Origin of the sequence: Agromyces ramosus (assembly GCF_030817175.1) — a bacterium.
Classification (GTDB): domain Bacteria; phylum Actinomycetota; class Actinomycetes; order Actinomycetales; family Microbacteriaceae; genus Agromyces; species Agromyces ramosus_A.
In genome coordinates this window covers 15,114-37,294 of record NZ_JAUSYY010000001.1, presented here as the reverse complement: position 1 = coordinate 37,294, position 22,181 = coordinate 15,114, and the positions used below count along the sequence as shown (strand labels likewise).

The window sequence follows — 22,181 nt, the reverse complement described above, 5'->3', positions numbered from 1 at the left end:
CGCGGTGAAGACGTCACCCCCCGAGGTCGACCGGGTCGCGGCATCCCGAGCCGCGGTCGCCGCCCGACGCGCCCGGGCGGCCGTGAAGGCCGAGATCGCGAACGGCACGCGCAGCCCGCTCGATGTGCTGCGTGAGGCGTTCGAAGCGCCAGAGGGCGTCGAGGGCCGCCTGCGGGTCACGGAGTTCCTCACGTCCATCCCGGCGATCGGGCAGACGAAGTCGGCCCGCATCATGCAGGACCTCGAGATCTCCACGTCCAAGCGCCTCGGCGGCCTCGGACGCCTGCAACGACGGCGGTTGCGCGAGTTCGTGGCCGACTGGGTCGCCTCCCACGGCGGCACCGGCGACCGGCTCGTGGTGCTCGCCGGCCCGACGGCGGTCGGCAAGGGCACGGTCGCGTCGTACATCCGCCGCCACCATCCCGATGTGCGACTCTCGGTCTCGGCGACGACGCGCGCGCCCCGTCCGGGCGAGGTCGAGGGCGAGAGCTACTACTTCGTGGGCGACGCCGAGTTCGACCGCATGGTCGAGGCGGGCGAATTGCTCGAGTGGGCGACCGTGCACAATGCGCACCGGTACGGGACGCCCCGGCGGCCCGTCGAGGAGGCGATCGCCGCCGGCGACAGCGTGCTGCTCGAGATCGACATCCAGGGTGCGCGGTCGGTACGCCGGGCGATGCCCGACGCCACGCTCGTCTTCCTGTTGCCCCCGACCTGGGACGAACTGGTGCGCCGGCTCGTGGGTCGCGGCACCGAGAGTCCGGCAGAACAGCAACGGCGTCTCGAGACCGCGAAGGTCGAGCTCGCCGCCGTCGACGAGTTCGATCACCAGGTCGTGAACCACGAGGTCGGCGAGGCGGCGCAGAAGGTCGTAGACTTGATGAGACCTCGCAAGGGTCGGCGTTGAGCTGCCCTCGCCACGATTTTTCGCGCACCAGGCGCGCGCACCCCACGATCAAGGAGTCATTCCATGGCTGAGAAGCTGTCCGGCATCATCGATCCGCCCATCGACGACCTGCTCTCCAAGGTCGACTCGAAGTACCAGTTGGTCATCTTCGCGTCCAAGCGCGCACGCCAGATCAACGACTACTACGCCGACCTGCACGAAGGCAGCCTGTTCGACAACGTCGGCCCCCTCGTCGATTCCTCGATCGACGACAAGCCCCTCTCGGTCGCGCTCCACGAGATCAACGAGGACAAGCTCCGGCTCCGCCCCACCGGCGAATGAACCTGAGGGCCGCGTGAAGCCCCTCAACATCGTCGTCGGCATCACCGGCGGCATCGCCGCGTACAAGGCCGTCGGCGTCGTGCGCGCCCTCGTGCTCGCAGGCCACGACGTGCATGTGCTCCCCACCGAGGGTGCGCTGCGATTCGTCGGGCGGCCGACCCTCGAGGCGATCTCGCGGAATCCGGTGCACACCGAGCTCTACGAGGGCGTCGCCGAAGTGCGGCACGTCGCCATCGGGCAAGCGGCCGACCTCATCGTCATCGCGCCGGCCACGGCGAACTCGATCGCGAAGCTCGCGGCCGGGCTCGCCGACGACCTCCTCGGCAACACCGTGCTCGCGAGCGAGGCGCCCCTCGTCATCGCACCGGCCATGCACACCGAGATGTGGCGTCATCCGGCGACCCAGGCGAACATCGAGACGCTCCGCGCGCGAGGCGTCACGATCGTCGGCCCGGCCATCGGCCAGCTCACGGGCGCCGACAGCGGCCCCGGCCGCATGGAGGAGCCCGACGCGATCGTCGAGGCGGCACTGGCACGCGCAGGCGACGTGGCAGCGGGCACGTACGGCACGGGTGCGCCGGCTCAGGACCTCAGCGGGCGTCGGGTCGTGGTCTCGGCGGGCGGCACCCGCGAACCGCTCGACCCCGTGCGGTTCCTCGGCAATCGCTCGAGCGGCAAGCAGGGCATCGCCATCGCCTCGGCCGCCCGCCAGCGCGGCGCGGACGTGACGCTCATCGCGGCGAACCTCGAGGTTGCCGAGCCCGACGGATGCGACATCCGCCGAGTGTCGACCGCCCTCGAGTTGCGCGACGCCGTCGTCGACGCCGCCCACGGTGCCGACGTCGTGATCATGGCCGCCGCGGTCGCCGACTACCGGCCGGCGAGCGTCAGCGCGGGCAAGATCAAGAAAGACCGGTCAGATGCCGGCCTCACGCTCGAGCTCGTGCGCAATCCCGACATCCTCGCGGAGCTCGGCCACGCCCCGCACGGAAGCACGGTGCTCGTCGGCTTCGCCGCCGAGACCGAGGCCGACGAAGGTCGATTGCTGGAGCTCGGGCGTGCCAAGCTCGATGCGAAGGGCGCCGACCTGCTCGTGGTGAACCGCGTCGGGTGGCACGAGGGCTTCGCGACCGACGAGAACGCGGTCGTCATCATCGGCACCGGTGGCGAGATCGTCGCCCGAGCGCACGGAAGCAAACTGTCGGTGGCGCACGCGATCCTCGATGTGGTTGTCGCCGACGCGACGACCGCGGCGAAGGCCGCGACGACCACGAAGGAACACGAGAACACATGAGCGCCCTCCGCCTGTTCACCTCCGAGTCCGTCACCGAAGGGCACCCCGACAAGATCTGCGACCAGGTCTCCGACACGATCCTCGACGCGCTGCTCACCGTCGACCCGCACAGCCGGGTCGCCGTCGAGACGCTCGTCACGACCGGACTCGTGCACGTGGCCGGTGAGGTGACCACCTCGGGATACGTCGAGATCCCGGCGATCGTTCGCGAGCGCATCACCGCCATCGGCTACAACTCCTCCGACGTGTGGTTCGACGGCCGCTCCTGCGGCGTCTCGCTCTCGATCGGCGGCCAGTCTCCCGACATCGCGCAGGGAGTCGACCATGCCTTCGAGGCGCGCGAGCGCGCCAGTGAAGACGCGCTCGACCTCCAGGGCGCCGGCGACCAGGGCATCATGTTCGGCTACGCCACGCGCGAGACGCCCGAGCTCATGCCCGTGCCGATCTGGCTGGCGCACCGGCTCGCCGAGCGACTCGCGGCAGTGCGCAAGCAGGGGGACCTCGACTACCTCCGCCCCGACGGCAAGACCCAGGTCACGGTCGGCTACGACGGCCAGGTGCCGAAGACGATCGAGACCGTGGTCCTGTCGACGCAGCACTCACCCGCCATCTCGACCGACCAGCTCCGCGCCGAGGTGGAGGAGCTCGTGATCCGTCCGGTCCTCGACACGGTCGAGCTCACGCGACCCGAGCTCGCGGTGCTCATCAACCCCACGGGCCGGTTCGAGATCGGCGGTCCCCAGGGCGACGCCGGGCTCACGGGCCGCAAGATCATCATCGACACCTATGGTGGTGCGAGCCGGCACGGCGGTGGCGCGTTCAGCGGCAAGGACCCGTCGAAGGTCGACCGTTCGGGGGCGTACGCCATGCGCTGGGTGGCGAAGAACGCGGTCGCCGCGGGTCTCGCCGACCGCCTCGAGATCCAGGTCGCGTATGCGATCGGCAAGGCGTCTCCCGTCGGCCTCTACGTCGAGACCTTCGGCACGGGGCACCTCACCGACGACCGAATCATCGACGCGATCCGGGAGGTCTTCGACCTGCGCCCGGCTGCGATCATCCGCGACCTCGACCTGCTCAGGCCGATCTACGCGCAGACGGCGACCTACGGGCACTTCGGGCGCGAGCTGCCCGACTTCACGTGGGAGCGGCTCGACCGCGTCGACGACCTCCGCACGGCCTCCGGACTCTGACGTGACGGGCGGGCCCGTCGCCAGGGTCCTCGTCGACTCGCCGCTGCCGCAACTCGACCAGTTATTCGACTACGCCGTGCCGGCGCGGCTCCGCGACGCTGCACAGCCAGGGGTGCGCGTGCGCGTGCCGATTCGATCCGGCGGCCGCATCGCCGACGGCTGGCTCGTCGAGCTCGCCGAGTCGAGCGAGTACGAGGGCCGCCTGAGCGAGCTCGAAGACGTCGTCTCCGAGGTGCCGATCCTCACCGCCGAGGTGTGGGCACTCGTCCGTGCGGCTGCCGACCGGGCGGCGGGCAACGCGAGCGACATCCTCCGTCTCGCGGTCCCGAGCCGCTACGTGCGCGTCGAACGCGCATGGCGGGCTGCAACGCCCGATGCGGGCGAACTCCCCGTCGCACCCGCACCCATCGTCGGCTACGAAGCCGGCCGCGTCGAGGCGGGCATCGCCGACGGCGAGCGGATGTCGCTCGCCGCCGATCCGCGGCCGGTCCGGCTCCCCGACGGCACGTGGGTCGGGGCCTGGGCCGTGACGCTCGCGCAAGCGGCGGTGCACGCCCTCGCCGCCGACCGTTCGAGTCTGCTGATCGTGCCCGACTATCGCGACCAGGAGCAATTGCAGGCCGCGCTCGCGGCATCCGTCGACTCGCGCCGCGTGCTGCGTACCGATGCCCGTCAATCGGGTGGCGACCGCTTCCGTGCCTTCCTCGACGCGACGGGGCCGCTCGCTCGGATCGTGATCGGCAACCGCTCGACGGTGTACGCGCCGGCCGCTCGGCTCGGGCTCATCGCGATCTGGGACGACGGCGACTCACTGCAGAACGAGCAGCTCGCGCCGGGCGTGCATCCCCGCGACGTGGCGCTCATCAGGGGCGAGCAGTCCGGCGCGGCGCTGCTCTTCCTGGGCCACACGCGCAGCGTCGAGGTCGAGCGTCTCGTCGAGATCGGCTGGGTGCACGCGATCCCCGCTCGCCGCCATGTGCGACCGCGCGTCATCCTGACCGAGCAGCAATCGTCGCCCGAGCCCGGGTCGGCGCGCATCCCCTCGGCGGCGTGGCGGCAGGCGCAGGAGGCCGTTCGCACCGGCCCGGTGCTCGTGCAGGTCGCCAGGCCCGGCCATGCGCCGCTGCTCGTGTGCGACCGGTGCCGGGAGCCGGCCCGGTGCGCTGCCTGCGGCGGCGCACTCGTCGTGCCCCGGTCGGGCGGCGATCCTCGATGCGCGCTCTGCGGCACGAGCGGCAGCGCCTGGAAGTGCCCGGTGTGCGAGGGCACCAAGCTGCGTGCCGCCACGGTCGGTGCGAGCCGCACAGCCGAAGAACTCGGTCGCGCGTTCCCGAACGCGCGCGTCATCCTCTCCGACGGCGAGCGCCCGGTGCTCGGCGTCGGCTCCGAACCTGCACTCGTCGTGGCCACCCGCGGTGCGGAGCCGATCGCCGAGGGCGGCTACCGCGCGGTGCTCCTCCTCGACGGCGAGCGCATGCTCCTTCGAGAGTCGCTCCGCGTGGCGGAGGACTGCCTGCGCTGGTGGTCGAATGCTGCGGCGCTGGCCGCCCCGGGCGCACCGGTGTTCCTCGTCGGCGTGGCGGGCGCGCTCGCGACCGCGCTCGCGTCGTGGCGGCAGCCCGACTGGGCGGCCACCGAGCTCGAGGCACGCCGTGCGCTCCGCTTCCCACCCGCGGTGCGCGTCGCGAGCGTGACCGCGGCGCCCGCCATGGTCGAGCGGGCCATCGAGGCCGCTCGCGCCGCTGCCGACGGCGTCGACGCACTCGGACCGACGGGCGTCGACGACGGCCTCGACCGGGCCATCGTGCGATTCGACTTCGCCGCGGGCGCCGCGGTCGCGAAGGCCCTTCGGGCCGAGATGATCCGGGTCGCGACCGAGCGGCGCAGGCCGGTCGCCGGCCGCCCGCCGAAGCGGCCGGCGGTCCTCCGCGTTCGCTTCGACGACCCCGAGGTGCCGTAGCCGTCCAGGGTCGGCGAGAATGGAGTGTGCAGAACCTCCGCCTCGTCTTCGCCGGCACTCCGGCCGCCGCCGTTCCGTCGCTCGAGCGACTCGCGAAGACCGGGCACACGCTCGTCGGCGTCGTCACCCGTCCGCCCGCCCCGCTCGGGCGCAAGCGCATCCTGACGCCGTCCCCGGTCGCGGAGGCGGCCGATCGGCTGGGCATCCCGGTGATCGCCGCGAGCCGTCTCGACGCCGACGCGACGGCGGCCATCGAGGCGCTCCGGCCCGATCTCGGCGTCATCGTCGCCTACGGCGGGCTCGTGCGGGAGCCGCTTCTGTCGGCCCCCCGCCACGGATGGATCAACCTGCACTTCTCGCTGCTGCCCGCGTGGCGGGGCGCCGCGCCCGTTCAGCACGCCCTGATGGCGGGCGACACCGTGACCGGGGCATCCGTGTTCCAGCTCGTGCCCCAACTCGATGCCGGCGACGTCTTCGCGACCGTCTCCCACCCGATCGATGAGGCCGACACCGCCGAAGACCTGCTCGCCGCCCTCGCCGCCTCGGGTGCAGATCTCGTGGCCGAGGTCGTCGACGCCATCGCGGCCGGCACCGCGCACGCGGAACCCCAGACCGGCGACCCGAGCCTCGCCCCGAAGCTCACGATCGACGACGCACGGCTCGACTGGCGGCGGCCCGCGCACGAGGTGCGGTCTCGCTTCCGGGGTGTGACGCCCGAGCCCGGTGCGTGGACGACCATCGGCGACGATCGCCTCAAGGTCCTCGACCTCGCCGAGGCCGCACCGTCGGATGTCCCCGCGCTCGAGCCCGGCGGGATCGCCCTCGCCGGTGGCCGACTGCTGATCGGCACCGGAACCGCCCCGTTGGAGCTGCGGCGCGTGCAGCCCGCGGGCCGCACGGCCATGGATGCAGCCGACTGGTGGCGGGGCGCCGCACGAGCCGCGGCGGTCGTGCGATGAGCCGCGGCACCGGCGGTGAGGGCCGCGACCGGCGCGAGAGTGGCGCACGATCCGGCAACGCGAGCCGCGAGCCGCAGGCCGGGGGAGCGGATCGGGTCTCCGACGCCCGGCTGATCGCCTTCGAGGTGCTCGAGGCGGTGCGCTCCGACGAGGCGTACGCGAACCTCCTCCTGCCGGTGCGACTCGGCCGTGCCAGGCTCAGTCGGTCCGATGCGGCCTTCGCGACCGAGCTGACCTATGGAACGCTGCGCATGCAGGGCTTCTACGATCGCGTCATCGAGATCGCCGCCGGGCGCGCGACCACGGCGATCGACGCCGCGATCCTCGACGTCCTGCGACTCGGGGTGCACCAGCTGCTTGCCACCCGTGTGCCGACGCACGCCGCCGTCTACGAGCAGGTCGCACTCGCGCGACGGGTCGCCCCGAAGGCGGCGGGATTCGCGAACGCGGTGCTGCGCACGGTCTCACGCACCTCGCCCGAGGCGTGGCGCGTGCTCGTCGCCGACGGTGCCCGCAACGTCGACGACCGGCTCGCCCGGGTCACGAGCCATCCGACGTGGATCGTGCGGGCGTTCCGCACCGCGCTGGCCCGCGAGGGCCGCGCTGACGAGCTCGAGGCGCTCCTCGACGCCGACAACGCCGCGCCGCGCGTGAACCTCGCGGTGTTGCCGGGTCTCGGGGTCGACGAGGCGGAGATTCCGGGGTTCGCGCCCGATCGCTTCTCGCCCGTGGGCGGCGTCGCCGACGATCCGATCGCCACGGCGGAGGCCTCTGACGGCCGCGTCCGCGTTCAAGACGAAGGGTCGCAGCTCGCGGCGCTCGCGCTCAGCCGGGCTGTGCCGGTTCACGACGGCGAGCAGTGGCTCGACCTCTGCGCCGGGCCCGGCGGCAAGACGGCGCTCCTCGCCGCCGAGGCGCTCACGGTCGGCGCACGGCTCGTCGCGAATGAGATGGTGCCCGCCCGCGCCGACCTCGTGCGCGCCGCCGTCGCGGGGGTGCCCGTCGACGTCGACGTGCGAGTGGCCGACGGCCGGGAGCTCGACCTCGCCGCGCTCGGGGCGCCCGGCGGGTTCGACCGCATCCTCCTCGATGCGCCGTGCACCGGCCTCGGCGCCCTGCGGCGTCGGCCCGAGGCACGGTGGCGCAAGATGCCGTCGGATGTCGCGGAGCTCACGAAGCTCCAGGGCGAGCTCCTCGACGCTGCCGTCGGCGCGCTCGCGCCCGGCGGCATCCTGGCGTACATCACGTGCTCGCCGCACACGGCCGAGACACAGGGCACTCTCGGTGCAGGGCTCGAACGGTGGGCCGGACGCGTGGAACAGCTCGACACGCGCGCCGTCGTGCAGGAGGTGTCGCGGCATCCGCTCGATCTCCCCGGCGACGGCCAGACGGTGCAGCTGTGGCCCCATCGCCACGGCACCGACGCCATGTTCATCGCCCTGCTGCGCAAGCTCGACCCGCTGTCGCCGCCGACCGCGACGGCGGACCCGGCTCGATAGGGTGTCAGCATGACGACGCGGATCAACCCGAGCATCCTCGCTGCCGACTTCGCGAACCTCGAGCGCGACCTCGGGCGCATCGCGACCGCCGATCTCGTGCACGTCGACATCATGGACAACCACTTCGTGCCGAACCTCACCTTCGGGCTGCCGATGGTCGAACGCCTCCAGCAGGTGAGCCCCATCCCGCTCGACGTGCACCTCATGATCGACCACCCCGACCGCTGGGCTCCCGGATACGCAGAGGCGGGCGCCTTCTCGGTGACCTTCCACGCCGAGGCCGCGGCCGACCCGGTGGCGCTCGCTCGGCGGCTTCGCGACATCGGCGCCCGCGCCGGCATCGCCCTGAAGCCCGACACCGAGCCCGAACCGTTCCTCGAGCTGCTCCGCGAGTTCGACCAGGTGCTCGTCATGACCGTCGAGCCGGGGTTCGGCGGCCAGTCGTTCATGCCGCGCACCATGCCGAAGCTGGCCCGCATCGCCGAGGCGGTACGCCGTTCCGGGCTCGACGTCTGGCTGCAGGTCGACGGCGGCATCACGGCCGAGACGATCGGCATCGCCGCCGAGGCGGGCGCCGACACCTTCGTCGCGGGCTCGGCCGTATTCGGCGGCGACGTGCCCGCCGAGCGCATTGAGGCGCTGCGTCTCGCGGCGTCCGCGCACACGCACGAGCACCGGTAGCCTAGACGGGTGAAGACCTTCGACGACCTCTTCGTCGAGTTGAGCGACACGGCCCGCACCCGTCCAGAGGGTTCCGGAACCGTGCGCCAGCTCGACGCGGGCGTGCACGCCATCGGCAAGAAGATCGTCGAGGAGGCCGCCGAGGTGTGGATGGCCGCCGAGTACCAGAGCGATGACGAGACCGCTGAAGAGATCTCGCAGCTGCTCTACCACCTGCAGGTGCTCATGCTCGCGAAGGGGCTCTCGCCCGCCGACGTGTACCGACATCTCTGATCCCGCCCATGGCCGATCAGAATCGTCGACACGACAGTGTCGCCAGAGACATAAGGCAGGAAATGCTCCGAATCGCCGTGCCCAACAAGGGCTCGCTCGCCGAAACCGCCGCGCAGATGCTGTATGAGGCCGGGTACACCGGCCGCCGCGACCCCCGCGACCTGCACACCGCCGACCCGCGCAACGGGGTCGAGTTCTTCTACCTCCGTCCCCGTGACATCGCGACCTACGTCGGCTCGGGCGCACTCGACGTCGGCATCACGGGTCGCGACCTCCTGCTCGATTCCGGGTCGGATGCCACTGAGATCGCGCCGCTCGGGTTCGGCGACTCGACGTTCCGATTCGCCGGTCCCGGCGGGCGGTTCACCGAGCTCGCCGACCTCCAGGACGTGCGCGTGGCGACGAGCTATCCCGGCCTCGTCGGCGACTTCCTCGCCGGTCACGGCGTCACCACGAAGCTCGTGAAGCTCGACGGCGCCGTCGAATCGGCCGTGCGCCTCGGCGTCGCCGATGCGGTCGCCGACGTCGTGTCGACCGGGTCGACGCTTCGCCAGGCGGGCCTCGAGATCTTCGGTCCGGTCATCCTCGATTCCGAGGCCGTGCTGATCGGCTCGGGTGTCGAGAAGGCCGGAGCGCAGACCCTGCTGCGGCGGCTCCAGGGCGTGCTCGTGGCCCGCCAGTACGTGCTCCTCGACTACGACGTGCCGATCGAGCACCTCGAGCGGGCGACCGAGGCGGCGCCCGGGTTCGAGTCGCCCACCGTCTCGCCCCTGCACGACCCCGAGTGGGTCGCGGTGCGCGTCATGATCCCGCGCGTCGACATGAACCACGTCATGGACGAGCTCTACTCGCTCGGCGCTCGCGCGATCCTCGTGAGCGCGATCCACGCCGCCCGGTTGTGAGGTGAGCGCATGACCCTCGCAGTCCGCGTGATCCCCTGCCTCGACGTGGCCGCCGGCCGTGTCGTCAAGGGTGTGAACTTCCAGAACCTGCGCGACGCCGGCGACCCCGTCGAGCTCGCGGCCCGGTACGCCGAGCAGGGCGCCGACGAGCTCACCTTCCTCGACGTCACCGCGACGGTCGACGATCGCTCGACGACCTACGACATGGTGCAGCGCGTCGCCGAGCAGGTCTTCATCCCGCTCACGGTCGGCGGCGGCATCCGCTCGGTCGACGACGTCGCCCGTCTCCAGGGCCACGGCGCCGACAAGGTCGGCGTGAACAGCGCGGCGATCGCCCGCCCGGCGCTCATCGGCGAGATCGCCGACCGCTTCGGCGCGCAGGTGCTCGTGCTGTCCCTCGACGTGAAGCGATCGGGCCGCACCCCGTCCGGATTCGTGGTGACCACGCACGGCGGCCGCACCGAGACCGACCTCGACGCGCTCGAGTGGGCGCGACAGGCCATCGAGCTCGGCGCCGGCGAGCTGCTGGTGAACTCCATCGACGCCGACGGCACGAAGGCCGGATTCGACCTCGAGCTCACGGCCCTCATGCACGAGCTCTCGACCGTGCCGGTCATCGCGTCGGGTGGTGCCGGACGGGTCGGCGACTTCGCCCCGGCGATCGCGGCCGGTGCCGATGCCGTGCTCGCGGCATCCGTGTTCCACAATGCCGAGGTGACGATCGGCGAGGTCAAGGCCGCCCTCGCCGCCGACGGGAGGATCGTGCGATGAGCGAGCCGGGCGACGAGGAGCTCGAGCGCGATGAGGAGTCCTGGGTTCCCGGCGGGTCCCCGCTCGACCGCGCGACGTTCAACGCCGACGGGCTGCTGCCCGCGGTGATCCAGCAGTGGGACACCGGCGAGCTGCTCATGCTCGGCTGGATGGACCGCGAGGCGATGCGCCGCACCCTCACTGAGGGGCGCGTCACGTTCTGGTCGCGCTCGCGTCAGGAGTACTGGCGCAAGGGCGACACCTCCGGACACGTGCAGTACGTGCGCTCCGCTGCGCTCGACTGCGACGCCGACACCCTGCTCGTGCAGGTGGAGCAGGTGGGCGCCGCCTGCCACACCGGCACGCACTCCTGCTTCGACGGCGACCCGCTCGAGGTCGTCCAGGGCTTCCCGCCAGCCGGCTGACTCGAGGAGATGCACTTGGCCGCCACCACCAGCTTCGAGGACTTCACCGAGCTCCTCGCCGGCCGTCGCGTCGTGCCGGTCGTGCGCGAGCTCTTCGCCGATGGCGAGACGCCGGTCGGCATCTACCGCAAGCTCGCGGGCGGGCGTCCCGGCACGTTCCTCCTCGAGTCGGCGGAGCAGGGCGGCATCTGGTCGCGCTACTCGTTCGTCGGAGTCGCCTCCTACGGCGTGCTCACCGAGCATGACGACCACGTCGAATGGCTCGACTACGGGCTCGGTGCCGAGCGAGCCCTCGGCGACGCGGCCCCACTCGCCCCACTCGCCGCGATCGAGGCGCTCTTCGAGCGCTGGCGCACCGACGACGTCCCTGGCGCTCCGCCGCTGACCGGCGGTCTCGTCGGGTTCATCGGCTGGGAGGCCATCCGCCAGATCGAGCACCTCCCGAACCGGCCGCCGGCGGAGTTCCGGATGCCAGGACAAGCGTTCGCCTTCGTCGCCGACCTCGTCGTCATCGACCACCGCACCGGGACCGTGCAGCTCGTCGCGTCGACACTGAATGACGGCGCCAACTCCGCCGATGCCCTCTGGAGCGACGCCCAGCGCCGTCTCGATCGCATGCAGCACGACCTCGCGAGCCCGTCCGAGGCGTGGCTCGCCGAGATCGACCTCGGGGCGCCCGCCGAGCCGCGGCATCGCACCGAGAAGGCCGACTTCCTCGCGGCGGTCGAGCGCTCGAAGGAGTACATCCACGACGGCGACATCTTCCAGGTCGTGATCTCGCAGCGCTTCGAGCAGGAGGCCACGGCGCATCCGATCGACGTGTACCGGGTGCTGCGGAGCCTGAACCCGAGCCCGTACATGTACGTCATGCACCTCGAGGACACGGCGGGGGAGTCGTACTGGATCGTCGGCTCCTCGCCAGAGGCGCTCGTGAAGGTCGAAGACGGCCGCGTGTTCACGCATCCGATCGCGGGCTCGAAGCCGCGCGGCGCGACCCCCGAGGAAGATGCCGACCTCGAAGCGGAGCTCACCGCCGACGCGAAGGAGCAGGCCGAGCACCTGATGCTCGTCGACCTCGCCCGCAACGACCTCGCGAAGGTCTGCACGGCGGGGTCGGTCGAGGTCACCGAGTTCATGCGGGTCGAGCGGTTCAGCCACATCATGCACCTCGTCTCGTCGGTCGAGGGCGACCTGCTGCCCGGCGCCAACGCCATCGAGGTCTTCCGCGCGACGTTCCCCGCGGGCACGCTCTCGGGGGCCCCGAAGCCGCGCGCCCTCGACATCATCGACGAGCTGGAGCCGGCGCAGCGCGGGCTGTACGGCGGCGTGGTCGGCTACTTCGGCTTCGGCGGCGACGCCGACCTCGCGATCGCGATCCGCACGGCGACGATCTCGGGCGGCATCGCCCGCGTGCAGGCCGGTGGCGGGCTCGTCGCCGACTCCGACCCCGAGTCCGAGTACGAGGAGTCCCGCAACAAGGCGGCAGCGCCGCTCAGGGCGGTCGCGATCGCCAACGCGATGCGGCGCGTCGACTGATGCGGGCCGACCGCATGAAGCTGCCCGTGATCCTGGCGACGATCGTCGGCGCCGGTCTTGCGCTGATCTCGTGGAGTCAGGCCTGGTTCGAGCTCGAGCTCGCGGCCGGCGTCGCGAACGACGCCCCGATCGAGGTCGCCGGCAGCATCGCCTCGCCGGCCCTCGCGGCACTCGCCCTCGCCGGTCTCGCACTCGCCGCTGCGCTCGCGATCGCCGGGCCGGGCATCCGGGTGGTGCTCGGCGTGCTCGAGGTCGTGCTCGGCGGCTGCCTGATCGCGGCGGCGTGGATCTCCGTGGCCGACCCGGTCGCCTCGGTGTCGCCGGCCGTGACGGATGCCACGGGCGTCTCGGGTGCCGAACCGACGGCCGCCCTCGTGGCCACCGTGACCGCGACGGCGTGGCCGGCGCTCGCCCTCGTCGGCGGGGCGCTGCTCGTGCTCGCCGGGGTCGCCGTGCTCGTGACCGGCACCCGCTGGCCAGCCGGGTCGCGGCGCTACGGCGCCACGCGCCTGGTCGACGACGAGGGGTCGGCTCCGATCGCCGGCGAGCGTGCGACATCCGACCGCGCCATCGACGACTGGGATGAGCTGAGCCGCGGCGACGACCCCACCGACGACCCCACCGGCGACGACGGCCCGGCGGGCCCGAACCGCTAGACTGACCACCGAAACCCAGCGCACGAAGGAGCATCATGAGCACCGACCACGTAGATCCCGGCCACGGACACTCGCCCGCGGCATGGACCTCCGTCACGATCATGCTCATCGCGGTCACGATCGGCACCATCGCCTTCTTCTTCGAGGTGCAGTGGCTCGTGTGGGCATCGGCAGGGCTGCTCGTCGTCGGCATCATCGTGGGCTGGGTGCTGTCGCGCGCCGGCTACGGCGTCGGCGGCTCGAAGGTCGCTGAAAAGGCGCACTAGGTGCTGTCCGAGCTGACCGCGAACGCGGTGGCCGACGCGCTGGCGCGCCGTGAGACCCGGCCGTTCGCCGAGGTCGAGGCGGCCGCCCTCGCGAAGCCTGCGGCCATCGACGCCCTTGAGTCGCTGCGCCCCGCCGACCACGTCAAGGTGATCGCCGAGATCAAGCGGTCGAGTCCCTCGCGCGGCTCGCTCGCCGCGATCTCAGACCCCGCGGCACTCGCGCGCCGTTACGAGCTGGGCGGCGCGAGTGCCATCAGCGTGCTCACCGAGGGTCGGAAGTTCGGCGGCTCGCTCGCCGACCTCGAGGCCGTGCGCGCCGCGGTGGCGCTGCCCGTGCTCCGCAAGGACTTCATCGCGACGCCGTACCAGGTGCTCGAGGCGCGAGCAGCGGGCGCCGACCTCGTGCTGCTCATCGTCGCCGCGCTCGACGACGAGGTGCTCCGCGAGCTCTACGACCTGGTCGTCGCGCTCGGCATGACGCCGCTCATCGAGACCCACTCCGCCGATGAGCTCGACCGGGCCGCAGCGCTCGGCGCTCGCCTCATCGGCGTGAACGCACGTGACCTGTCGAGCTTCGAGCTCGACCGCGACCTGTTCGGCCGTCTCGCGTCGCGCTTCCCCGACGGCGCCATCCGGGTCGCCGAGTCGGCGGTGCTCACGGCGGCGGATGTCGCCCACTACCGTTCGGCGGGCGCCGATGTCGTGCTCGTCGGCGAGGCGCTCGTCACGGGCGACCCGATCGCAAACCTCTCAGCTTTCCTGGCGGTGTGACATGGCGCTCAGAGCGCAGACCGGTCCGTACTTCGGCGACTTCGGCGGGCGATTCGTGCCCGAATCCCTGATCGCCGCACTCGACGAGCTCGGTGAGGCCTACGACCTCGCGAAACTCGATCCCGGATTCGCCGCCGAGCTCGCCGAGCTCGGGCGCAGCTACACCGGCCGTCCGTCGATCATCACCGAGGTGCCGCGGTTCGCGGCCCACGCCGGCGGCGCCCGAGTGATCCTGAAGCGCGAGGACCTGAACCACACGGGTTCGCACAAGATCAACAACGTGCTCGGCCAAGCTCTGCTCACGAAGCGCATCGGCAAGACCCGGGTCATCGCCGAGACCGGCGCCGGCCAGCACGGTGTGGCGACGGCGACCGCGGCCGCCCTCTTCGGCCTCGACTGCGTCATCTACATGGGCGAGGTCGACACCGAGCGCCAGGCGCTCAACGTCGCACGCATGCGCCTCCTCGGTGCCGAGGTCGTCGCCGTGAAGGCGGGCTCCCGAACGCTGAAAGACGCCATCAACGAGGCCATGCGCGACTGGGTCACCAACGTCGGCTCCACCAACTACATCTTCGGCACGGTCGCGGGTCCGCACCCGTTCCCCGAGATGGTTCGCGACTTCCAGAAGATCATCGGCGAAGAGGCCCGTCAGCAGGTGCTCGACCTCACCGGCGCGCTGCCCACCGCGGTCGCGGCCTGCGTCGGCGGCGGCTCCAACGCGATCGGCATCTTCCACGCGTTCCTCGATGACACCGAGGTCGGGCTCTACGGGTTCGAGGCCGGCGGCGAGGGGGTCGAAACCCCGCGTCACGCGGCCACCATCACGAAGGGCCGCCCCGGCGTGCTGCACGGAGCGCGCAGCTACCTGCTGCAGGACGACGACGGCCAGACCATCGAGTCGCACTCGATCTCGGCCGGTCTCGACTACCCGGGCGTCGGCCCCGAGCACTCCTGGCTCGCCGCGCTGGGCCGCGCCCACTACCGCGCGGTGACCGACGACGCGGCCATGAGCGCGCTCCGCCTCCTGACCCGCACCGAGGGCATCATCCCCGCCATCGAGTCGGCGCATGCCCTCGCCGGCACCATCGAGCTCGGCCGTGAGCTCGGGCCCGACGCGACCATCCTCGTGAACCTCTCGGGTCGCGGCGATAAAGACATGGACACCGCCGCGAAGTACTTCGAGCTCTACGACCAGGAGAATCCCAAGTGAGAACCGTGGGTGGTGTCATCCGCCGTCGCAACGACGAGGCGAAGGGTGCGCTCATCGGCTACCTGCCGGTCGGCTTCCCGACGCTCGACGAGAGCGTCGAGGCAGCGGTGGCGCTCGTCGAGCAGGGTGTCGACGTGCTCGAGCTGGGCCTGCCCTATTCCGACCCCGTCATGGACGGGCCGGTGATCCAGGCGGCGACCCAACAGGCGCTCGCGAACGGCTTCCGGCTCAGCGACGGCTTCGAGGCGGTGCGCCGCATCACCGAGCGGGTGGATGCCCCGGTGCTGATCATGACCTACTGGAACCCGGTCGTGCAGTACGGCGTCGACCGCTTCGCGGACGACCTCGTGGCGGCAGGGGGAGCAGGACTCATCACGCCCGACCTCATTCCCGACGAGGCGGCCGAGTGGATCGCGGCCTCCGAGCGCACGGGGCTCGACCGCGTCTTCCTCGCGGCGCCGAGCTCGAGCGATGCGCGAATCCGGCAGGCGGTCGACGCGAGCCGCGGCTTCGTCTACGCCGTGTCGACGATGGGCATCACGGGCGCGAGGAGCGATGTCGACGAAGCCGCCCGCAGCCTCGTCGCGCGGCTCGCCGATGCCGGAGCCCCGGCCAGTTGCGTCGGGCTCGGCATCTCCACCGCGAAGCAGGTCTCCGAAGTCCTCGACTACGCCGATGGCGCCATCGTGGGCTCGGCGCTCGTGAACGCGCTCGCCACCGGCGGCATTCGAGCCGCCGGCGAGCTCGCGGCCGAGCTCGCGCGCGGTGCCCGGTCCGAGTGAAGTACGCTGGCTGAGGCCTTCAGGGCCGCCCGTCGTCTGAGGAAAGGCAGCAGCCCGAGTGATCGCACCGTTCAGCATCCCGAGCCCCGATGAGGCATGGCGGGCCTGGGAACTCAACCTCTTCGGCCTGCAGTTCAACATCAACACCTATGCGCTCTGCATCCTGGTCGGCATCGTCCTCGCCACGATCATCACCTCGCGGCGGCTCACGAAGCGCGGCGCCGAGCCCGGCATCGTGCTCGACATCGCGCTGTGGGCGGTCCCGCTGGGCATCATCGGCGCGCGGCTGTACCACGTGCTGACCCACCCCGGCGACTACTTCTACGAGGGCGCCAACGTTTGGAATCCCTTCGAGCCAGGTGCGATCTGGAACATCTGGGAGGGCGGCAACGCCATCTACGGTTCCCTCATCGGCGGAGCGATCGGTGTCTTCATCGGATGCCGAATGACCGGCATCCGGTTCCTGTCGTTCGCCGACGCGCTCGCACCCGGCCTGCTCGTCGCGCAGGCCACGGGCCGACTCGGCAACTGGTTCAACCACGAGCTCTTCGGCATGCCCACCGACCTGCCCTGGGGCCTCGAGATAGAGTCGAGCAACCCGGCGTTCCCGGCGGGCCTGCCCGACGGCACCCTCTTCCACCCGACGTTCCTCTACGAGATCATCTGGAACCTCGCCGGCGCGGCACTCATCATCTTCCTCGAGCGCAAGATCAACCTCCGCTGGGGCAAGGCCTTCGCCGTCTACCTCATCTGGTACGGCACCGGCCGGGCCTTCTTCGAGTCCATCCGGGTCGACCCGAGCGAGATGCTCTTCGGCATCCGGTCGAACGTGTGGGCGTCGTTCGCGGCGATCGTGCTCGGCGTCGTGATCTTCCTCGTGCAGCGTCGCCGGCACACCGGCGACGAGCCCACACCCTATGTTCCCGGGCGTGAATGGAAGGGACCCGACGCTGAGGTAGACTCAGACGAAACCGAGTCCGACTCCGACTCTCTCGACGATGGCGTCGAGGGCGAGAACGACAAGGGCGAGACCGCAGCCACAAGCTCGAGCCGGTCAACCTCTCCGTAGGCGCCCCCACTCACACGTTCTCCGACGTGACGCCGCACCATGCGTCGCGACACTCCCTTGATGGGCCGACGACGTCCCCCGCTGCAAACTAGTTGATGAGGACGGTCTCCATGTCGCTCACGCCACCCTTCTCGAGGTTCGGTTCCATCCCCGCTGCACAGGGTCTCTACAACCCTGCCGCGGAGAAGGACGCCTGCGGCCTCGCGATGGTTGCCACCCTCCGGGGCACGGCCGGCCACGACATCATCACGGCCGCCCTCGACGCGCTGCGTCACCTCGAGCACCGTGGGGCCGTCGGCTCCGACGCCGGCACCGGCGACGGCGCGGGCATCGTCACCCAGATTTCCCGACGGGTTCCTGCGCGAGGTCGTCGCATTCCCGCTGCCCGCGGAGGGCTCCTATGCGGTCGGCAACGCGTTCCTGCCCGTCGACCCGACGTCGCGCAGCGCGGTGAAGCGCGGACTCCGCGAGCTCGCGGCATCCGAGGGGCTCGAAGTCCTGGGCTGGCGCGAGGTGCCCGTGCGACCAGAAGAGCTCGGCACCCTCGCTCGTGCCGCGATGCCGGTCGTGCAGCAGCTCTTCGTGCAGTCGGCGGCGACCACGTCGAACGGCGAGCGGCTCGGGGGCATCGCGCTCGACCGGCTCACGTTCCGGCTCCGCAAGCGCGCCGAACGCGAACTCGAGCTCTACTTCGCGTCCCTGTCAAGCCGCACCGTCGTCTACAAGGGCATGGTCACGACGCTCCAGCTCGAGCCCTTCTATCCCGACCTCTCCGACGAGCGCTTCGCCTCGAAGCTCGCGCTCGTGCACTCGCGCTACTCCACGAACACCTTCCCGTCATGGCCGCTCGCCCAGCCGTTCCGCATGATCGCGCACAACGGCGAGATCAACACGATCCAGGGCAACCGCAACTGGATGCGCGCCCGGCAATCGCAGCTCGAGTCGGAGCTCCTCGGCGATCTCGCCCCGATCCTGCCCATCGTGACGCCCGGTGCCAGCGACTCGGCGTCCTTCGACGAGGTCGTCGAGCTGCTCACCCTCGCCGGCCGCAGCCTCCCGCACGCGATCATGATGATGGTGCCCGAGGCCTGGGAGAACCAGACCGAGATCGACGAGCGCCGGCGGGCGTTCTACGAGTACCACTCGATGCTCATGGAGCCATGGGACGGGCCGGCGGCCATCGTCTTCACCGACGGCACCCTCGTCGGGGCGACCCTCGACCGCAACGGGCTGCGTCCCGGCCGCTACGTCGTCACCGACGACGGGCTCGTGGTGCTCGCGAGCGAGATCGGCGTGCTCGACATCGAGCAGAGCCGGATCGTGCGCAAGGGACGGCTGCAGCCGGGTCGCATGTTCCTCGTCGACACCGAGGCGGGCCGCCTCATCGAAGACGACGAGATCAAGGCCGACCTCGCGGCATCCGAGCCGTGGGACGAGTGGCTCGAAGCCGGGCGCATCCGACTCTCGGAGCTGCCCGAGCGCGAGCACATCGTGCATCCTCCGGCGTCCGTCAACCGTCGCCAGCGCACCTTCGGGTACACCGAGGAGGAGGTGCGCATCCTGCTGGCCCCGATGGCGCGCACGGGTCAGGAGCCGCTCGGGGCCATGGGCTCCGACACGCCCATCGCGGTGCTGTCGGAACGGCCACGACTGCTCTTCGACTACTTCACGCAGCAGTTCGCGCAGGTGACCAACCCGCCGCTCGACTCGATCCGCGAAGCGGTCGTCACCTCGCTCGGCACGTCGCTCGGCCCCGAGCGCAACCTGCTCAGCGCCGGACCCGAGCACGCACGACAGGTCTCCCTGTCGTTCCCCGTGATCGACAACGACGAGCTCGCGAAGATCGTGCACATCGACCCGTCGCCGGGTCGCCGCACCACCGTGACGATCCGGGGCCTCTACCGCGTCGACGAGGGGGCCGACGCCATGCGCGACCGCCTCACGGCGATCTGCGCCGAGGTCGACGCCGCGATCGACGACGGTGCCGCCTTCATCGTGCTCAGCGACCGCGACTCCAACAAGGACCTCGCGCCGATCCCGTCGCTCCTGATGCTCTCGGCCGTGCATCACCACCTCATCCGGTCGCAGAACCGCATGAAGGTCGGACTCGTCGTCGAAGCCGGTGACGTGCGCGAGGTGCACCATGTCGCGCTCCTCATCGGCTACGGGGCATCCGCCGTGAACCCCTACCTCGCCATGGAGTCGTGCGAAGACCTCGTGCGGTCCGGCGTCATCGCCGGGGTCACCCCCGAAGAGGCCGTGCGCAACGTCATCAAGGCGCTCGGCAAGGGCGTGCTGAAGATCATGTCGAAGATGGGCGTCTCGACGATCTCGTCGTATGCGGGAGCGCAGGCGTTCGAGGCCATCGGCCTCGCTCAGGACTTCATCGACGAGTACTTCACCGGCACGACGTCGAAGCTCGGCGGCGTGGGCATCGAGGTCGTCGCCGCCGAGAACCTGCGCCGGCACACTGCGGCGTATCCGCAGGATGTCGCCGTGCGCGCGCACGAGCGACTCGGAACGGGTGGTGAGTACCAGTGGCGCCGCGACGGGTCGCCGCACCTCTTCAACCCCGAGACCGTGTTCCGCCTGCAGCACTCCACGCGCAACCGCCGATACGACGTGTTCCGCGACTACACCTCGCTCGTCGACTCGCAGGCCGAGGAGCTCATGACGCTGCGCGGCATGTTCGCACTCCGCACCGGCACGCGCCCGCCCGTGCCGATCGACGACGTCGAATCCGTCGAATCCATCGTCAAGCGGTTCTCGACCGGAGCGATGAGCTACGGCTCGATCTCGAAGGAGGCGCACGAGTCGCTCGCGATCGCGATGAACAGCATCGGCGCGAAGTCGAACACCGGCGAGGGCGGCGAAGACCTCGACCGGCTGCTCGACCCGCAGCGCCGCAGTGCGATCAAGCAGGTCGCGTCGGGTCGATTCGGCGTGACGAGCATGTACCTGACGCACGCCGACGACATCCAGATCAAGCTCGCACAGGGCGCGAAACCCGGCGAGGGCGGACAGCTGCCGCCGGCGAAGGTCTACCCGTGGGTCGCACGAACTCGTCATGCGACCGCCGGGGTCGGCCTGATCTCGCCGCCGCCGCACCACGACATCTACTCGATCGAAGACCTCAAGCAGCTCATCTTCGACCTGAAGCGCGCCAACCCGTCGGCGCGCATCCACACGAAGCTCGTCAGCCAATCGGGCATCGGCGCCGTCGCTGCGGGTGTCGCGAAGGCGCTCTCCGACGTCATCCTGGTCTCCGGCCACGACGGCGGAACCGGCGCGAGCCCCCTGAACTCGCTGAAGCACGCCGGCACCCCGTGGGAGCTGGGCCTCGCCGAGACGCAGCAGACGCTCATGCTCAACGGCATGCGCGACCGGGTCGTCGTGCAGGTCGACGGCCAGCTGAAGACCGGTCGTGACGTCGTGATCGGCGCTCTGCTCGGCGCAGAGGAGTTCGGCTTCGCGACCGCGCCACTCGTCGTGCAGGGCTGCGTCATGATGCGCGTCTGCCACCTCGACACCTGCCCGGTCGGCGTCGCGACGCAGAACCCCGAGCTGCGCAAGCGATTCACCGGCAAGCCCGAGTTCGTCGTGAACTTCTTCGAGTTCATCGCACAGGAGGTACGCGAGTACCTCGCCGAGCTGGGCTACCGTTCACTCGACGAGATCATCGGGCGTCGCGAGCTGCTCGACGTCGACCGCGCCGTCGAGCACTGGAAGGCCTCTGGTCTCGACCTGACGCCCGTGCTCGTCGGCCCCGACTTCTCGGAGTCGGAGCCGCGACACAATGCCCGCGGTCAAGACCACGAGCTCGAGGAGCACTTCGACAACGAGCTGATCCGCCGCAGCCGTATCGTGCTCGAAGATGGCGGCACCATCGAGATCGCGCTCCCCATCAAGAACACCGAACGTGCCGTGGGCACGATGCTGGGCCACGAGGTCACCAAGCGGCGCGGCGAGCACGGACTCCCCACCGGCTCGATCGACGTCACCCTCACGGGCTCGGCCGGGCAGTCGCTGGGCGCTTTCCTGCCGAGCGGCATCACGCTGCGGCTCGAGGGCGACTCGAACGACTACGTCGGCAAGGGGCTGTCGGGCGGACAGATCGTGGTGCGCCCCCCGCGTGACAGCGGGTTCGTCGCTGAACACAACGTGATCGCCGGCAACGTCATCGGCTACGGCGCGACCCGCGGCAGCATGTTCATCCGCGGCATCGTCGGCGAACGCTTCCTCGTGCGCAACTCCGGCGCGACGGCGGTCGTCGAAGGCGTCGGCGACCACGCGCTCGAGTACATGACCGGTGGGCTCGCGCTCATCCTCGGCGAGACCGGGCGCAACCTGGGCGCCGGCATGTCGGGCGGCACGGCCTACGTCCTCGGCCTGCGCGAGGGACGGGTCAACCGGGAGGCGCTCACGAGCGGCGAACTCGAGTTGCTCCCGCTCGGCAGCGCCGACATCGAGATCGTCCGCGATCTGCTCGAGCAGCATCTGCTCAACACGGAGTCCGCGGTCGCCGCACAGCTGCTCGCAGAGGGCGATGTCGCGTTCGATCGCTTCACGAAGGTGCTGCCGCGCGACTACGCCGCAGTGCTGCGCACCCGCCAGAGCGCGGTCGACGAGGGGCTCGACCCCGACGGCGACGTCGTCTGGACCCGCATCCTGGAGGTGACTGGTGGCTGACCGGCTGATCGTTCTCACCCGCACCGTGCTCCCCGACGCTG

General features: G+C 70.9%; 19 protein-coding genes and 1 pseudogene. All 20 read left to right on the top strand.

Annotation, left to right across the window (positions count from 1 at the left end):
- Nucleotides 1–4: 4 nt before the first annotated feature.
- The 20 genes and pseudogenes from gmk to gltB all read left to right on the top strand — a co-directional run bounded on the left by gmk (nt 5) and on the right by gltB (nt 22,140).
- Nucleotides 5–907: a guanylate kinase gene (gmk, locus tag QFZ26_RS00155; RefSeq protein WP_373460741.1), complete on the top strand. Its 903-nt coding sequence runs from the start codon at nt 5–7 to the stop codon at nt 905–907.
- A gap of 63 nt (nt 908–970) precedes the next feature.
- A complete protein-coding gene (gene rpoZ, locus QFZ26_RS00150; protein ID WP_307038471.1) occupies nt 971–1,228 on the top strand; it encodes a DNA-directed RNA polymerase subunit omega in 258 nt (85 codons plus the stop codon).
- A 13-nt stretch (nt 1,229–1,241) separates the two neighbouring features.
- Nucleotides 1,242–2,522 carry a bifunctional phosphopantothenoylcysteine decarboxylase/phosphopantothenate--cysteine ligase CoaBC gene (gene coaBC / locus QFZ26_RS00145; RefSeq protein WP_307038470.1) on the top strand — a complete coding sequence of 427 codons (1,281 nt, stop codon included), beginning with the start codon at nt 1,242–1,244 and terminating at the stop codon, nt 2,520–2,522.
- Complete coding sequence (metK, locus tag QFZ26_RS00140) at nt 2,519–3,712, top strand: methionine adenosyltransferase (RefSeq protein WP_307038469.1); 1,194 nt, start codon at nt 2,519–2,521, stop codon at nt 3,710–3,712. Before coaBC ends, metK begins: the two co-directional genes overlap by 4 nt.
- A gap of 1 nt (nt 3,713) precedes the next feature.
- Entirely contained in the window at nt 3,714–5,672 is a 1,959-nt protein-coding gene (locus QFZ26_RS00135; RefSeq protein ID WP_307038468.1) for a primosomal protein N', read from the top strand.
- Nucleotides 5,673–5,698: 26 nt separating this feature from the next.
- Complete coding sequence (gene fmt, locus QFZ26_RS00130; RefSeq protein ID WP_307038467.1) at nt 5,699–6,631, top strand: methionyl-tRNA formyltransferase; 933 nt, start codon at nt 5,699–5,701, stop codon at nt 6,629–6,631.
- On the top strand, nt 6,628–8,130 hold the full coding sequence (locus QFZ26_RS00125; RefSeq protein ID WP_307038466.1) for an RsmB/NOP family class I SAM-dependent RNA methyltransferase: 1,503 nt from the start codon (nt 6,628–6,630) through the stop codon (nt 8,128–8,130). The genes fmt and QFZ26_RS00125 overlap by 4 nt, the downstream gene beginning before the upstream one ends.
- A gap of 9 nt (nt 8,131–8,139) precedes the next feature.
- A complete protein-coding gene (gene rpe, locus QFZ26_RS00120; protein WP_307038465.1) occupies nt 8,140–8,811 on the top strand; it encodes a ribulose-phosphate 3-epimerase in 672 nt (223 codons plus the stop codon).
- Between the two features lie 9 nt (nt 8,812–8,820).
- A complete protein-coding gene (locus tag QFZ26_RS00115) occupies nt 8,821–9,084 on the top strand; it encodes a phosphoribosyl-ATP diphosphatase (RefSeq protein ID WP_307038464.1) in 264 nt (87 codons plus the stop codon).
- Between the two features lie 62 nt (nt 9,085–9,146).
- The gene (gene hisG, locus QFZ26_RS00110; protein ID WP_307038463.1) at nt 9,147–9,986 is read left to right on the top strand and encodes an ATP phosphoribosyltransferase; all 840 of its coding nucleotides are present in this window, start codon (nt 9,147–9,149) and stop codon (nt 9,984–9,986) included.
- Nucleotides 9,987–9,995: 9 nt separating this feature from the next.
- Complete coding sequence (hisF, locus tag QFZ26_RS00105; RefSeq protein WP_307038462.1) at nt 9,996–10,757, top strand: imidazole glycerol phosphate synthase subunit HisF; 762 nt, start codon at nt 9,996–9,998, stop codon at nt 10,755–10,757.
- Nucleotides 10,754–11,161, top strand: coding sequence for a phosphoribosyl-AMP cyclohydrolase (gene hisI, locus QFZ26_RS00100; RefSeq protein ID WP_307038460.1), 408 nt, complete (start codon nt 10,754–10,756; stop codon nt 11,159–11,161). Before hisF ends, hisI begins: the two co-directional genes overlap by 4 nt.
- Before the next feature lie 9 nt (nt 11,162–11,170).
- Complete coding sequence (locus QFZ26_RS00095) at nt 11,171–12,697, top strand: anthranilate synthase component I (RefSeq protein ID WP_307038458.1); 1,527 nt, start codon at nt 11,171–11,173, stop codon at nt 12,695–12,697.
- A complete protein-coding gene (locus QFZ26_RS00090) occupies nt 12,697–13,353 on the top strand; it encodes a Trp biosynthesis-associated membrane protein (protein WP_307038456.1) in 657 nt (218 codons plus the stop codon). The genes QFZ26_RS00095 and QFZ26_RS00090 overlap by 1 nt, the downstream gene beginning before the upstream one ends.
- Before the next feature lie 35 nt (nt 13,354–13,388).
- Nucleotides 13,389–13,619 carry a DUF6704 family protein gene (locus tag QFZ26_RS00085; protein ID WP_307038454.1) on the top strand — a complete coding sequence of 77 codons (231 nt, stop codon included), beginning with the start codon at nt 13,389–13,391 and terminating at the stop codon, nt 13,617–13,619.
- The gene (trpC, locus tag QFZ26_RS00080; RefSeq protein ID WP_307038452.1) at nt 13,620–14,390 is read left to right on the top strand and encodes an indole-3-glycerol phosphate synthase TrpC; all 771 of its coding nucleotides are present in this window, start codon (nt 13,620–13,622) and stop codon (nt 14,388–14,390) included.
- Between the two features lies 1 nt (nt 14,391).
- Nucleotides 14,392–15,600, top strand: coding sequence for a tryptophan synthase subunit beta (gene trpB / locus QFZ26_RS00075; RefSeq protein WP_307038450.1), 1,209 nt, complete (start codon nt 14,392–14,394; stop codon nt 15,598–15,600).
- Nucleotides 15,597–16,382, top strand: coding sequence for a tryptophan synthase subunit alpha (trpA, locus tag QFZ26_RS00070; RefSeq protein ID WP_307038448.1), 786 nt, complete (start codon nt 15,597–15,599; stop codon nt 16,380–16,382). The genes trpB and trpA overlap by 4 nt, the downstream gene beginning before the upstream one ends.
- Nucleotides 16,383–16,440: 58 nt before the next feature.
- The gene (gene lgt / locus QFZ26_RS00065; protein WP_373460660.1) at nt 16,441–17,451 is read left to right on the top strand and encodes a prolipoprotein diacylglyceryl transferase; all 1,011 of its coding nucleotides are present in this window, start codon (nt 16,441–16,443) and stop codon (nt 17,449–17,451) included.
- Nucleotides 17,452–17,561: 110 nt separating this feature from the next.
- Nucleotides 17,562–22,140 (top strand): annotated as a pseudogene (gltB, locus tag QFZ26_RS00060) (glutamate synthase large subunit).
- Nucleotides 22,141–22,181: the final 41 nt, after the last annotated feature.

Bases quoted from the DNA above. Each gene is read 5' to 3' on its own strand.
- QFZ26_RS00085 (WP_307038454.1), top strand. From the start codon at position 13,389: ATGAGCACCGACCACGTAGATCCCGGCCACGGACACTCGCCCGCGGCA.
- hisG (WP_307038463.1), top strand. From the start codon at position 9,147: ATGCTCCGAATCGCCGTGCCCAACAAGGGCTCGCTCGCCGAAACCGCC.
- rpe (WP_307038465.1), top strand. From the start codon at position 8,140: ATGACGACGCGGATCAACCCGAGCATCCTCGCTGCCGACTTCGCGAAC.
- QFZ26_RS00090 (WP_307038456.1), top strand. From the start codon at position 12,697: ATGCGGGCCGACCGCATGAAGCTGCCCGTGATCCTGGCGACGATCGTC.
- metK (WP_307038469.1), top strand. From the start codon at position 2,519: ATGAGCGCCCTCCGCCTGTTCACCTCCGAGTCCGTCACCGAAGGGCAC.
- hisI (WP_307038460.1), top strand. From the start codon at position 10,754: ATGAGCGAGCCGGGCGACGAGGAGCTCGAGCGCGATGAGGAGTCCTGG.
- rpoZ (WP_307038471.1), top strand. From the start codon at position 971: ATGGCTGAGAAGCTGTCCGGCATCATCGATCCGCCCATCGACGACCTG.
- hisF (WP_307038462.1), top strand. From the start codon at position 9,996: ATGACCCTCGCAGTCCGCGTGATCCCCTGCCTCGACGTGGCCGCCGGC.
- QFZ26_RS00125 (WP_307038466.1), top strand. From the start codon at position 6,628: ATGAGCCGCGGCACCGGCGGTGAGGGCCGCGACCGGCGCGAGAGTGGC.
- trpB (WP_307038450.1), top strand. From the start codon at position 14,392: ATGGCGCTCAGAGCGCAGACCGGTCCGTACTTCGGCGACTTCGGCGGG.
- QFZ26_RS00095 (WP_307038458.1), top strand. From the start codon at position 11,171: ATGCACTTGGCCGCCACCACCAGCTTCGAGGACTTCACCGAGCTCCTC.